We start from the raw sequence: 14,398 nt of genomic DNA, 5'->3' as shown, positions 1-14,398 counted from the left end.
AAAGAAGGTAGTAGTTACTAAATGAGACGCGCCAAAATTGTGGCCACATTCGGCCCCGCTGTTGCTGATTATGACAAGGCAAGGGCCATCATCGAAGCTGGTGTCGATGTCGCCCGCATGAACCTAAGCCACGGCAGCCACGAGGTTCACGAAGGGGTCTACAAGACCATCCGAAAGGCAGCAGAGGACGTTCAAAAGCCGGTGGCTATCCTGGTCGACCTGCAGGGTCCAAAGATTCGCCTAGGCAGGTTCGCCGAAGACAAGGTAATCCTCGAAGAGGGCGCAACCTTCAAGATCACCATTGATGATGTACCGGGTGATGTAAGCATCTGCTCCACGACCTATAAGGGTCTGCCTGGTGATGTTCGCCCTGGAGACCAACTACTAATTGACGATGGTCGCATCGGCCTTCGTGCTACTGCGGTTGACGCTAGAACCGTCACCACCGTTGTGGAGGTAGCAGGCCCAGTTTCAAACAACAAGGGCATCAACCTGCCGGGTGTTGCAGTCAACGTTCCAGCTTTGAGCGAGAAGGACGAGGACGATCTTCGCTGGGCGCTAAAGCTTGGCGCAGACATGATCGCCCTGAGCTTTGTTCGTAATGCCAAGGACATTGTCCGTGTCCACGAGATCATGGCTGAAGAGGGCCGCTTTGTCCCAGTGATTGCCAAGATTGAGAAGCCTCAGGCTGTTGCTGCCCTAGAGGAGATCATCGATGCCTTTGACGGTGTCATGGTTGCTCGTGGTGACCTGGGAGTTGAGCTACCGCTTGAGCAGGTACCACTGGTTCAGAAGCGCGCTGTCGAGCTTTCCCGTCGTTGGGCAAAGCCGGTCATCGTAGCCACCCAGATGCTTGAGAGCATGATCAGTGCATCTAGACCAACTCGTGCTGAGACTTCAGACGTTGCAAACGCAGTACTAGATGGTGCGGATGCATTGATGCTTTCCGGCGAGACCTCAGTTGGTGAGTTCCCAGTTGAGACCGTGAAGGTAATGGCAAAGATCATCGAGTCGACTGAGGAGAATGGCCTAGAGCGAATTCCTGAGCTTGGCACCAAGCCCCACACTCACTCGGGTGCTGTGGTTCGCGCCGCTATGGAAATCGCTGAACTTCTTGGCTCCAAGTACGTCTGTGTCTTCACCGAGTCCGGTGACACCCTGCGTCGCGTATCTCGCCTTCGCTCACGAGTACCAGTGCTTGCCTTCACCCCTAACGAAGAGGTGCGTCGCAAGCTGGCCCTAGTCTGGGGAGCTACCACCTTCTTGGCCGAGAAGGTAAAGCACACCGATGACATGATCAAGCAGGTGGACGAGATTGTCATGGCCAGCGGCAAGTGCCGAGTTGGCGATGAAGTCGTAATCGTGGCCGGAAGCCCTCCGGGAATCCCAGGTTCGACCAACTCACTCAGGGTTCACCGAGTTGGCGATGCAGTCCACATGGCTGCACCTGGCTACGCAAACTAGTCAAAAATAAATGGCGGTGGGAGAACCCACCGCCATTTTTTTGTGCCGGGAGCGGGACTCGAACCCGCACGCCCAGGGGACAACGCATTTTGAGTGCGTCGCGTCTACCATTCCGCCATCCCGGCAACGATTCAAAAGTCTAGTGGATTTGAAAATACAAGAGCTAAAGTTGTCTGCATGCTCGAAGGCTTAAAGGTGGTTGTTGCGGAGGACGAGGGTCTGATCCGCATGGATGTCGTTTCCTCGCTGGAAGAAGCTGGCCTGGTTGTTGTTGGTCAAGCCTCTGACGGTGAAGAGGCTATTGCACTCGCCACCGAGCACGATCCTGATCTTGTGGTTATGGATGTGAAGATGCCCAGACTCGACGGAATCAGCGCTGCCGAAAAGATTGCCGAGCTCAAGATTCCGGTTGTTCTCTTAACCGCCTTTAGCGATGCCGAGCTAGTCTCTAGGGCGGCTGAGGCGGGTGCTATGGCGTATGTGACCAAGCCATTCAAGCCCAGTGATCTTCTTCCAGCAATTCAAATTGCTCTCTCTAGGCACGAGGAATTGGTTTCTCTTGAAAACGAAATTGCCGACCTTAGTGACCGCCTTGAGACCAGAAAGCTCATGGATCGAGCAAAAGGGCTACTGCAGGCGAAGATGAAGCTCAGCGAACCAGACGCATTCCGTTGGATTCAAAAGGCTTCGATGGATCGCAGACTCACAATGGCACAGGTTGCCAAGGCTGTAATCGATCAGCTCAGCGATAAGTAGCCGACCTCAGGCCTTGGGCCTGATGAAATTCGTGATTCTCACGGTGGAGAGCAAATTCCCCTGCTCATCGGTCATTTTCACCTCGTGGGTGGTGAGACTCTTGCCTAGCTTCACGGCGGTGCAGGTGCCAATCACAAAACCCTCTTTGATCGAGGAGTGGTGTGAAGCATTTAGTTCAATTCCGACGGCATAGCCCCAGGGGTGAGCGTGAACATTGGCGGCAAAGGAACCGAGACTCTCAGCCAAAACAACATGAGCACCCCCGTGAAGTAGCCCCAATGGCTGAGTGTTTCCACTAACCGGCATCTTCGCAACCGCTCGCTCCGCAGACAGTTCAATGAGCTCGATGCCCATCTTTTCCGCAAGCGCGCCAAGGCCACGAAGCTTCATAACTTCAAGTGCTTTATCGCTTGTGACAATCTCGTTTTCGCTCATTGATTCAACCTTTCGGCGAAGTAGGCTTACGGGCATGACGCCAGAGCAAAAGCCTACCCTTCTGCTAATCGATGGTCACTCGCTGGCGTTTCGAGCCTTTTACGCTCTGAACCCAGAGAACTTCAAAAACTCCCAAGGTCAGCACACCAACGCAATTCACGGCTTCATCTCGATGCTGCTCACCATCTTGGAGCAGCACAAACCCACACACCTTTGCGTCGCTTTCGATGTCTCGAGAGAAAGCTTTAGAACCAAAGAGCTCCCTGAGTACAAGGGGACTCGAGGAGAGACCCCGCCAGAGTTCATCGGTCAGACCGAGCTGCTTGTTGAAGCCCTGACCGCAATGCGCATCACCTCCGTTTCGAGAGAGATGTTCGAGGCAGACGATTTGATTGCCTCCCTGGCAAACATCGGCGAATCAAAGGGTTACGAGGTTTTGATTGTTTCAGGAGACCGAGACACCTTCCAGCTGATTACCGAGAAGACCAAGATTCTCTACCCGGTCAAGGGTGTGCTGAACCTGCAAAAGATGGACGATGCTGCGGTTTTAGAGAAGTACGGTGTCCACGCGGTTCAATACCCAGAGCTCGCAGCATTGGTGGGGGAGACCAGCGATAACCTCAAGGGCATTCCGGGCGTGGGTCCGAAGACCGCTGCCAAGTGGATCCAGGAGTTTGGCTCTCTCGGAGCAATTTTGGACAACGCGGAGAGGATCCCAGGCAAAGTTGGCGAATCGCTGCGTGAGCACAAGGAATTGGCGATTCGAAATCGTCGCCTAAACCACCTGCTCAGGGATCTGGAATTCGATTTCACTATGGACGACTTAGCTCTCGGACCGGTTGATGAGCATGCCGTCAAAGAGGTGTTCGCAAAACTGAGCTTCCGAACCCTGACAACGAAGGTGCTCTCAATGCGGGGGGCGAACGGTTCTCAGCACCGAGTGATCAGCGCAAAAATCGAACCCGAAAAGACAGTTGAGGCATTGACACCGCAACCAGAATCGACCGGACTCAGTGAAGTCGTTGCATCGCTTCCAACCTCTGCCCCCGACATCAAGACCCTGACCTCTGCTCAGCTCGCAGCGCTGGATCCAGCAACCGTCGCAATCTCCCTCGAAATTGCAGAGGGCCTAGTTGGCCTAGGCGCTGCCACCGTCACAGAGCGATTCGTATGGGATGGCAAAGACCCGCAGGGAATTATTGCCATGCTGCAAAAGGGTGGTTTCGCCATCTGGGATTTCAAGGGAGTGAAGCGCAAGCTTGCAGCTCTGGGAATTTCACTCGGTGTCCCAAGTGATGATCCGCTGCTAATCGCCTACCTGCTTGACCCGACTAGTAAAGATCTGAATCCGGATTCTTTGATTCGGACCTATTGTGGGATAGACGTTGAAAGACAGGACCCCAATCAGTTGCTCGCTGATTCAGATCCGAGCATCGATGCTTGGATTAGCAAAGTCCTGGTGACAGCGTTGACCCCAGAACTTGAGGCGCAGGGCCAGCACGGGGTCTATCGAGACATAGAGCTACCGACCTCTGAAGTGCTGTCGGCAATGGAGATCCGCGGAATTGCGGTGAACAAGGAAGTTCTCAGCGAGCAATTCAACGAACTCACGGATGAAGTTGAGCAAATTGCCAGGGCTGCATACGAGATCATCGGGCACGAGGTAAACCTGGCAAGCCCGAAGCAGCTTCAAACCGTGCTTTTTGAAGAGCTAGGCATGCAGGGCACCCGCTCGGTGAAGACCGGCTACTCCACAAATGCCGAAGCTCTTCAAACCCTCTACGAGCAGACCGAGCATCCGTTTCTCGCAAAGCTCCTTGAGCACCGCGACTCCACCAAGCTGCGACAGATGACCGAAACCCTGGTCAAGGCAGTGGAGCAAGATGGTCGAATTCACACCAGCTATAGCCAGATTGGCACTGCTACCGGCCGTCTCTCTAGCGAGAATCCAAATCTACAAAACATCCCAATCAAGACTCAGCGCGGTCAACGCTTGCGCAGTGCCTTTATCGCCGGAGAGGGCTTTGAGACACTGCTGACCGCTGACTACTCCCAGATTGAGATGCGAATCATGGCCCACCTGAGCGAAGATGCCGGCCTAATCGAAGCTTTCAATGCAGGTGAGGACCTCCACAACTTTGTGGGAGCACGAATCTATGGCGTGGAGCCATCCGCCGTGGACTCGGCGATGCGTTCCAAGGTAAAAGCCATGAGCTACGGACTGGTTTATGGACTCAGTGAGTATGGTCTCGCTCGCCAGCTGAGAATCACAAATGCAGAGGCGAAGCAGCTGATGGCTGACTACTTTGCTCGATTTGGAGGAGTCAAGACCTACCTGGATCAGGTTGTTTCAAAGGCCAAGAACCTCGGTTACACGACAACTGTTTATGGTCGTCGCAGACCCTTCAGTGATTTGAACTCAAAGATTTTCCAGATTCGCGAGAACGCCAGGCGTGCCGCGCTAAACGCTCCAATTCAGGGAACAGCAGCTGACATCATGAAATTGGCCATGATTGCAGTTCATGACGAGATGACGGCGCAGGGCTTGAAATCTCAACTGCTACTGCAGGTTCACGATGAGTTAGTTTTCGCCGTGGCGCCTGGGGAGTTGGAACAACTTAAGAACATCGCGCTTGAAAAAATGAAAAACGTCGCGACGCTCTCGGTTCCGCTCGAGGTTCACGTTGGAATCGGCTCGAACTGGGAGCTGGCGGGTCACTAGATAAAGCGCTAAGCTTTGCGAGGTGCTTTTTGGCACCAATCCCTGTCCGTTCTGTCTGGACAACCAAGAATCAATTTTTGATTCTGGTCTGTCTTGACCCGAGTAAAACAAAGTGGAGTACCCACAAATATGGCAAACAAAACGACCGCCCCAAAGCAGGTAGCAGTCAACGATATCGGTAGCGCAGAAGACTTCCTAGCTGCGGTCGAAAAAACTCTAAAGTTTTTCAACGACGGAGATCTGATCTCCGGCACCGTCGTGAAGATTGATCGCGACGAAGTGCTCCTAGACGTCGGTTACAAGACCGAGGGTGTAATCCCTTCCCGCGAGCTTTCAATTCGTCAGGACGCAAACCCAAACGACATCGTTAAGGTTGGCGACGCAATCGAGGCTCTTGTTCTTCAGAAGGAAGACAAGGAAGGCCGCCTAATCCTCTCCAAGAAGCGTGCTCAGTACGAGCGTGCCTGGGGAGATGTCGAGCGCATCAAGGAAGCAGATGGCGTTGTCAAGGGCACCGTTATCGAGGTTGTCAAGGGTGGTGTCATCGTGGACATCGGTCTACGCGGCTTCCTACCAGCCTCCCTAATTGAGCTTCGTCGCGTTCGTGACCTTGGTCCATACCTTGGTACCGAGGTTGAGGCCAAGATTCTTGAGCTCGATAAGAACCGCAACAACGTTGTTCTTTCCCGCCGCGCCTTGCTAGAGCAGAGCCAGACCGCCAACCGCACCACCTTCCTGAACGACCTTGTAAAGGGTCAGGTTCGTACCGGTGTGGTTTCCTCCATCGTCAACTTCGGTGCATTCATCGACCTTGGTGGCGTAGACGGTCTAGTACACGTCTCCGAGCTGAGCTGGAAGCACATTGAGCACGCCAGCGAGGTAGTTGAGGTTGGCCAGGAAGTTACCGTTGAGGTTCTAGAGGTTGACCAGGACCGCGAGCGTGTATCGCTATCGCTCAAGGCAACTCAGGAAGACCCATGGCAGCTGTTCGCTCGCACTCACGCGATCGGTCAGTACATCCCAGGTAAGGTCACCAAGATCGTTCCATTCGGTGCGTTCGTTCGCGTTGCTGACGGCATTGAGGGTCTAGTTCACATCTCTGAGCTTTCCTCCAAGCACGTCGAGCACGCTGACCAGGTCGTTTCGGTAAACCAGGACGTCTTCGTCAAGTTGATCGACATCGACCTAGAGCGTCGCCGCATCTCGCTATCGCTAAAGCAGGCTCTTGAGGAAGTCAACCCAGAGGGTGACGACTTCAACCCAGTGCTTTACGGTATGAGCGCTGACTACGACGAGCAGGGTAACTACCGTTACCCAGAGGGCTTCGACCCAGCAACCAACGAGTGGAAGGCTGGCTACGAGGAGGCTCGCGCGAAGTGGGAGGCAGACTACGCCGAAGCACACGCTCGCTGGGAGAGCCACAAGGCTCAGGCCAAGGCAACCTTGGCCCAGCTTGCAGCTTTGCCAGACGCCGCACCAGCTCAGGAGCCAGCAGCATCTGCTGGAACCGCATCTGACCAGGGCACCCTGGCAGACGATGAGTCACTTGCCGCTCTTCGCGACAAGCTAGCTGGCGGAAACTAGTAAGCATCAAAGCACTAACCCCGAGGGATTCCCTCGGGGTTTTGCTTTATCCTTGGGCTCATGCTCATCGCGCTCACCGGAGGAATTGGTTGCGGGAAATCAACCGTGGCTAAACGCCTTGTTGAACTGGGCGCAACTGAGATTGACGCGGATGTATTGGCTCGCGAGGTCGTGGCACCCGGCACCGAAGGTCTCAGCGCTGTGGTGGCCGCCTTCGGCGAGGATCTGGTGGCAAGCGGAGAGTTAAACCGAGCACTGTTAGCCCAGCGCGCTTTTGCATCCAGCGAGAGTCGCAAGCTCCTGGAGTCAATCCTGCACCCGAGAATTCAAGCGCTCGCCAAAGAGAGGATGCGCGGGCTCGATGGGCTGATCGTATACACAATTCCGCTCTTGGTCGAGGTCGGAGACAAGCTTGGATTTGAAAAAGTAGTCACGGTCTCTTGCCCAGAGGAAGTCAGAGTTCAACGACTCATCAGCTCAAGAGCTATGACCGAGAGCGATGCCAGGGCTCGAATTGCTGCGCAGGCCAGTGATTCCCAACGTGAGGCAATAGCGGATTATGTGATCGATTCAAATTGCACTCTTGATGAGCTCAATTCAAAGGTAGAGACGCTCTACAAAGAATTGGTGGGAGAGTCAAAGTGAGGGATGATTCCAAGCCCTTCAAGGTAGTGAGCCCCTATCAGCCATCTGGTGATCAGCCACATGCGATTGAAGAGCTAGCCAATCGAATAAATAACGGTGAGCGAGATGTGGTGCTGCTCGGTGCTACGGGTACCGGTAAAAGCGCAACTACCGCTTGGCTCATTGAGAAGCTCCAGCGACCAACCCTGGTGATTGCACATAACAAGACCTTGGCAGCGCAGCTCGCAAGCGAACTCCGGGAGATGTTTCCGGAGAATGCGGTTGAGTATTTCGTCAGCTACTACGACTACTACCAACCTGAGGCATACGTCCCGCAAACCGACACCTTTATCGAAAAGGACTCAACCATCAACGAGGAGGTTGAACGACTTCGGTATTCGGCAACTATGTCCCTACTCTCAAGGCGAGACGTGATCGTAGTTGCAACGGTGTCCTGCATCTACGGTCTGGGTGCCCCGAAGGAATACCTAGCGCAGTCACTTCCGCTTCGCGTAGGCCAGCGAATTGACCGAGATGAACTAATCAGGTCGCTGGTGAACATCCAGTACCAGCGCAACGACATTGAATTCGTGCGAGGTAACTTCAGGGTCAAGGGCGACACGGTTGAGGTCATCGCTGTCTACGATGAGGAAGCCACCCGAATCGAATTCTTTGGCGATGAAATCGAGAAGATCTACCGGATTCACCCGCTCACCGGCGAGGTCTTGATGGAGCGCGAGAGCGTAGCGATCTATCCAGCTTCATACTACGTTGCCCCAGCCGAGCGCATGGCCCAGGCAATTGAAGCCATTGAAGAGGAGCTTGAGCAGCGCTACAACGAATTTGAGAAAACCGGAAAGCTACTTGAAGCCCAGCGCATAAAGATGCGAACCACCTTTGATCTCGAGATGATTCGAGAGCTTGGATTTTGCTCCGGAATCGAAAACTATTCACGCCACATTGATGGAAGAAACCCAGGGGAGCCACCGGCATGTTTGCTCGATTATTTCCCAGAGGACTTTTTGACGGTCATCGATGAGTCACACGTGACAGTGCCACAAATTGGCGCGATGTACAACGGCGACTCCTCCAGAAAACGCACCCTGGTCGAGCACGGTTTTAGATTGCCCTCTGCACTTGATAACCGACCCCTGCGCTTTGAAGAGTTCTTGGAGCGCACCGGCCAAACGGTATACCTCTCCGCTACACCTGCAAAGTATGAGCTGGAGAGATCCGATGGGGTGGTTGAGCAGATAATTCGACCAACCGGACTCGTCGATCCGCAAATTGTCGTCAAACCATCAAAGGGTCAGATCGATGACCTGCTCGAAGAAATCAAGCTGAGAGTTGAAAAGGATGAACGTGTTCTGGTCACAACGCTGACCAAACGCTTGGCCGAAGAGGTCACTGACTACTTCACCGAGCTTGGTATCCGGGTGCGTTACCTGCACTCCGATGTGGACACGCTGCGAAGAGTGGAACTGCTGCGAGAGCTCAGGCAGGGAATCTTCGATGTGCTGGTGGGTATCAACCTGCTTCGTGAGGGCCTTGACCTCCCAGAGGTGTCCTTGGTCGCAATCCTGGATGCGGATAAAGAGGGCTTTCTGCGCTCCACCACATCATTGATCCAGACCATCGGTCGCGCCGCACGAAACGTGAACGGCGAAGTGCACATGTATGCCGACAAGGTCACCGATTCGATGGCCAGAGCGATTGATGAAACCAATCGACGTCGAGAAAAGCAGGTTGCCTACAACAAAGCCAACGGCATCGATCCTCAGCCACTCAGGAAAAAGATTGCGGACATCACCGATGCCCTGATGCGCGAGGAGCTAGATACCGAACAGCTAATGGAGCAGCTCAAGAAGGAGCCTGCTCGCAAGGTTGCATCTACTCCAATGCGGGGTCGCAAGAACATCGGATCACAAGGTCGCGACCAGTTGATGCAGACCATTTTGGAGCTTGATAGCCAAATGAAGGAGGCTGCGGCTGAGCTGAAGTTCGAGCTAGCAGCGAGAATTCGTGACGAGATTTCAGAGCTAAAGAAGGAGCTTCGGCAAATAGAGTCAGCGGGGCATGCGTAAACTTCTGTGGTGAATATCGAAACCCCAAAAGGCAACAAGCTCTCCATCAAGGGAGCTCGAGTTCACAATCTCAAGAACATCAATCTTGAAATTCCCAAAGACAAGCTGATTGTCTTCACGGGGCTATCTGGGTCGGGTAAGTCTTCGCTGGCCTTCGACACCATCTTCGCTGAGGGGCAACGCCGTTATGTTGAATCACTCTCGGCTTATGCCAGACAGTTCTTAGGTCAGGTTGACAGACCGGATGTGGACTTCATCGAGGGCCTTAGCCCCGCCGTTTCGATTGATCAAAAGTCCACTAACCGTAACCCCAGATCAACGGTTGGGACCATCACCGAGATTCACGATTACCTCAGATTACTTTGGGCGCGCATCGGAGTCCCACACTGTCACGAGTGTGGAGAACCGGTGGCTAAACAAACTCCGCAAGCAATAGTTGATCAGCTGCTGAGCTTGAAAGAGGGAACCCGCTTCCAACTATTGGCGCCAATCATCCAGCAGAAAAAGGGTGAGTTCCAAGATCTTTTCTCCTCGCTGCAATCCCAGGGCTACGCTCGCGCTGTCGTTGACGGCGAAACCGTGATTTTGAGTGAAGCCAAGCCACTCAAAAAAAGCTACAAGCACGACATCTCGGTGGTTATTGATCGCCTCGCTATCAAGGAAGGGATCGAGTCAAGGCTTACTGACTCGGTTGAGACAGCGCTGAAGCTTGCCGATGGAAGAGTGATAGTCGACTTCGTTGACGACGGCACCAAGCGAACCTTCAGCGAAAAGCTCTCTTGTCCGAACGAGCACGAACTTACTCTCACCGAGATCGAACCAAGGACCTTTTCCTTCAACGCACCCTTCGGCGCGTGCCCAGCCTGTTCTGGACTGGGAACGAAGCAGGCCGTCGACGCTGAGTTGGTAATTGGCGATCCAGCAAGCTCAATTAATCAGGGTGTGATTCTGCCTTGGTCCACACAGGGTAAGGGTCTTTACAACTACTTCACGCGTTTGATTGATGGGCTGGCGCAGGACCTCGACTTCTCGCTCGACACCCCCTGGGAGGAACTTTCCGAGGAGACTCGAGATGCCATATTGCACGGCAATAACTTTGAAGTGCAGGTTCGTTGGAAGAGCAAGTACGGCAGAGAAATGCGCTACACCTCAGGCTTTGAAGGTGTCTTGCCATACGTGGAGCGCCGCTATCTGGAGTCTGACAGCGACTGGGCTCGTGGCAAGTGGGCTGAGTTTTTGAGAGAGATACCTTGTCCCGCCTGTGATGGTGCAAGATTGCGTCCTGAGGTACTGGCGGTCAAGGTTGGAACCAAGTCCATCCACGATGTGGCGGTCATGAGCTTGGCCGATGCACACCGCTTCTTTGATGGGTTATCGCTCACCGAAAAAGAGGCTCAGATTGCAGCCCAAGTGCTTCGTGAAATTAGGGCGAGGCTCGACTTCCTTTTGGCAGTTGGGTTGGACTACCTCTCACTAGAGCGCAGTGCTGGCACACTCTCGGGCGGTGAGGCTCAACGTATTCGACTTGCAACTCAAATTGGTGCGGGCCTAACAGGTGTGCTCTACGTGCTGGATGAGCCGAGTATCGGATTGCATCAGCGAGACAACCTGAGATTGATTCAAACCCTCGAGCGACTAAGGGATCTCGGTAACACCCTGATCGTGGTCGAGCACGACGAGGACACTATCAAAACTGCAGACTGGTTGGTTGACATCGGTCCTGGAGCTGGTCTGCACGGTGGCGAGGTGGTTCACTCTGGCAGCTACAAGGCGATTTTGACCAACGAAGCCTCGGTCACCGGAGACTATCTATCTGGCCGAATCAAAATAGAGACACCTAAGAAGCGTCGAAAGGTCAACAAGGATCGCATCATCAGGGTGGTTGGAGCCAAGGAGAACAACCTTCGAAACGTTGATGTTGAATTCCCGCTTGGTGTCATGACCGCGGTTACTGGTGTTTCCGGATCTGGAAAATCGTCTTTGGTGAACGATGTTCTTTACCAGGTGCTTGCCAACAAGCTCAATGGCGCAAAGGGAGTCCCTGGAAGGCACCTCAGAGTTGAGGGTCTGGAGCAGCTAGACAAGGTAGTCCATGTCGACCAAGCGCCGATCGGTCGAACCCCAAGATCTAATCCCGCAACATACACCGGAGTGTTTGACAACATTCGCAAGCTATTTGCTGACACACCAGAGGCGAAGGTTCGTGGCTATCAGCAAGGTCGCTTCTCCTTCAATGTGAAGGGTGGTCGTTGCGAAACCTGTGCGGGAGACGGCACGATTCGCATTGAGATGAACTTCCTGCCTGATGTCTACGTGATGTGTGAAGACTGCAAGGGGGCTAGGTACAACCGGGAAACCCTGCAGGTGAAATACAAGGGGAAATCGATCGGTGATGTTTTGAACATGCCGATCTCTGAGGCAGCTGAGTTTTTCGCACCAATCTCTTCAATTGCCCGCTACCTAACCACCCTGGTCGATGTCGGTCTGGGTTATGTTCGCCTTGGTCAGAGCGCGACCACGCTTTCCGGCGGTGAGGCCCAACGTGTCAAGCTCGCGACCGAGCTGCAGCGTCGCTCCACTGGTAAGACGGTCTATGTGCTAGATGAGCCAACCACCGGTTTGCACTTTGAAGATGTTCGAAAGCTATTGCTGGTTCTGGCGGGCCTGGTTGACAAGGGGAACACTGCAATTGTCATCGAGCACAACCTCGATGTAATCCGCTGCGCCGACTGGGTCATCGACATGGGTCCAGAGGGTGGCTCTGGCGGTGGCATGGTTATTGCCCAAGGCACTCCTGAGCAGGTGGCCAAAGTCAAGGACTCTCACACCGGAAAGTTCCTTGCTCAGCTTCTGGAGAGCTAATGGCGCAGGATCTCTCCTTTAGACCCAAGACCGGGGAGATTCCCACTGAACCGGGGGTTTATCGCTTTCTGGATTCATCGGGACGCGTGCTGTACGTGGGCAAAGCAAAGAACCTTCGGGCTCGACTGACGAATTACTTCGGGCCCCTGCACAAACTTCACGAGCGCACTCAGCGCATGCTCTTGGCAGCCTCGGATGTGAAGTGGACGATCGTCGCCACCGAGTACGAAGCCCTGCAGCTCGAGTTCACCTGGATCAAAGAGTTTGACCCGCCATACAACGTGAGATTCAGGGACGATAAGTCCTACCCGTATTTGGCAATTTCGATGTCAGAGGCCGTTCCGCGAGCATTCATTACCCGCAACCGTGAGCTAAAAGGGGTCAGGTATTTCGGCCCCTACACCCAGTCCTGGGCAGTCCGTGAGACTCTCGACACACTAATCAAGGTGTATCCGGTACGGACCTGCTCCAAGGGCACCTATCAGGCCGCCCAGGCGAAAAAACGTCCGTGTCTACTGGCCGAGATTGGCAAATGCTCAGCCCCTTGCGTGGACCGCATCGCGGCTCCCGAACACAAGGCACTGGCCAAGCGATTGGGCGACTTCATTGGCTCAGGCAACGATGCCCACATCAAGGAGCTTCGAGAGCGCATGCTCAAGGCTTCCGAAGATCAAAATTACGAATTGGCAGCCAACCTTCGAGATGATGTGCTGGCGTTGGAGAAGGTTCTAGAAAAGAGCACGGTTGTGCTTTCGGATCAAACCGATGCGGACTTGATTGGAATTGCCCGAGATGATCTATCGGCAGCGGTGTCGATCTTCGTCATTCGCGGTGGTCGCATTCGCGGAAATAGATCCATGGTGGTTGACCTCGAGCTAGATCGTTCAAATGCCGAGCTGGTGGAATACCTGATTCAGGAGATCTACACACCGGTACCCGGACTTGATCCCGTCGAGGTGCCAAAGCAGATTTTGGTGCCTGAGCTACCTGAGGACAGGCCCCAACTGCAGAAGTGGCTGGGTGAACTGCGTGGTTCAACCTGCCAGGTTTCGGTTCCGCAGCGCGGAGACAAGGCCACCTTGCAGCAAACCGCGAATACCAACGCGGCCCACGCATTGCAAAACTACAAACTCAAGCGATCCTCTGACTTCACAGCCAGAGCAGATGCACTAGCGGGCATACAACGCGCCTTGAACATGGAAAATGCACCGCTTCGGATTGAGTGCTTCGACATTTCTCACCTCGGTGGCACCGGAGTGGTTGGGTCGATGGTGGTTTTCGAAGATGGCCTACCCAAGAAGGATCATTACCGAAGATTCAATCTCGAGACCAGCGATGACACTGAATCGATCTATCAGGTTCTAACCAGAAGGCTGAAATACCTCAAGGAAGATGCTGAGCTATCAGATCGATTCAGCTATCGCCCGTCACTGCTTTTGATTGACGGTGGGCTTCCGCAACGAAATGCTGCACTTCGCGCACTTGCCGACTCGGGGGTTAGCGGGATTACCGTGGCGACGTTGGCCAAACGTCTTGAAGAGGTTTTTACGACCGACTCCGACTACCCAGTGATATTCCCGCGAACTAGTGAAGAGCTATTTTTGCTGCAGCGAATCAGAGACGAGGCGCACCGCTTCGCCATTACCGCGCAACGCAAATCCCGCACGAAGTCCATTTCCTCAACACTGCTCGAAATTCAAGGATTGGGGGAGTCCAGGGCGCGAATCTTGTTGAAGCGCTTCGGCTCACTCAAGCGAATCAAGCAGGCATCGCTGGCAGAAATTGAATCGCTTCCAGGTTTTGGGCCGAAGCTAGCCCAGTTGGTGCAGGATTCACTCGCGGATTCTGAAAATTCATAACGCGCGAC

General features: G+C 54.0%; 9 protein-coding genes and 1 tRNA gene. 8 read left to right on the top strand and 2 right to left on the bottom strand.

Going from position 1 to position 14,398, the window contains the following annotated elements; all coding sequences use genetic code 11:
* The first annotated feature begins 21 nt into the window (after positions 1-21).
* A complete protein-coding gene (gene pyk, locus OO713_RS03135; protein ID WP_264786244.1) occupies positions 22-1,464 on the top strand; it encodes a pyruvate kinase in 1,443 nt (480 codons plus the stop codon).
* Between the two features lie 43 nt (positions 1,465-1,507).
* On the opposite strand, the gene OO713_RS03130 is transcribed toward pyk, so the two are convergent.
* Positions 1,508-1,589, bottom strand: a tRNA-Leu gene (locus OO713_RS03130).
* A 52-nt stretch (positions 1,590-1,641) separates the two neighbouring features.
* Between OO713_RS03130 and OO713_RS03125 the strand changes: the two genes are divergently transcribed.
* Entirely contained in the window at positions 1,642-2,220 is a 579-nt protein-coding gene (locus OO713_RS03125) for a response regulator (protein ID WP_264786243.1), read from the top strand.
* 6 nt (positions 2,221-2,226) lie between these two features.
* Here the strand turns inward: OO713_RS03125 and OO713_RS03120 are convergent, their stop codons facing one another.
* Positions 2,227-2,655, bottom strand: coding sequence for a PaaI family thioesterase (locus OO713_RS03120; protein ID WP_264786242.1), 429 nt, complete (start codon positions 2,653-2,655; stop codon positions 2,227-2,229).
* Between the two features lie 34 nt (positions 2,656-2,689).
* Here OO713_RS03120 and polA point away from each other — a divergent pair, with 34 nt between their 5' ends.
* The 6 genes from polA (at position 2,690) to uvrC (ending at position 14,390) form a co-directional block, all read left to right on the top strand.
* Entirely contained in the window at positions 2,690-5,377 is a 2,688-nt protein-coding gene (gene polA, locus OO713_RS03115; protein ID WP_264786241.1) for a DNA polymerase I, read from the top strand.
* Positions 5,378-5,506: 129 nt separating this feature from the next.
* A complete protein-coding gene (rpsA, locus tag OO713_RS03110; protein ID WP_264786240.1) occupies positions 5,507-6,961 on the top strand; it encodes a 30S ribosomal protein S1 in 1,455 nt (484 codons plus the stop codon).
* Positions 6,962-7,021: 60 nt separating this feature from the next.
* Positions 7,022-7,606 carry a dephospho-CoA kinase gene (coaE, locus tag OO713_RS03105; RefSeq protein WP_264786239.1) on the top strand — a complete coding sequence of 195 codons (585 nt, stop codon included), beginning with the start codon at positions 7,022-7,024 and terminating at the stop codon, positions 7,604-7,606.
* The gene (uvrB, locus tag OO713_RS03100; RefSeq protein WP_264786237.1) at positions 7,603-9,669 is read left to right on the top strand and encodes an excinuclease ABC subunit UvrB; all 2,067 of its coding nucleotides are present in this window, start codon (positions 7,603-7,605) and stop codon (positions 9,667-9,669) included. Before coaE ends, uvrB begins: the two co-directional genes overlap by 4 nt.
* A gap of 9 nt (positions 9,670-9,678) precedes the next feature.
* Positions 9,679-12,531 carry an excinuclease ABC subunit UvrA gene (uvrA, locus tag OO713_RS03095; protein ID WP_264786236.1) on the top strand — a complete coding sequence of 951 codons (2,853 nt, stop codon included), beginning with the start codon at positions 9,679-9,681 and terminating at the stop codon, positions 12,529-12,531.
* The gene (gene uvrC / locus OO713_RS03090; protein ID WP_264786235.1) at positions 12,531-14,390 is read left to right on the top strand and encodes an excinuclease ABC subunit UvrC; all 1,860 of its coding nucleotides are present in this window, start codon (positions 12,531-12,533) and stop codon (positions 14,388-14,390) included. The genes uvrA and uvrC overlap by 1 nt, the downstream gene beginning before the upstream one ends.
* Positions 14,391-14,398 lie beyond the last annotated feature (8 nt).

The sequence above is a fragment of the Aquiluna sp. KACHI24 genome, assembly GCF_025997915.1.
Classification (GTDB): domain Bacteria; phylum Actinomycetota; class Actinomycetes; order Actinomycetales; family Microbacteriaceae; genus Aquiluna.
The sequence above is the reverse complement of the archived record's forward strand: the minus strand, read 5'-3'. Positions and strand labels throughout refer to the sequence as shown.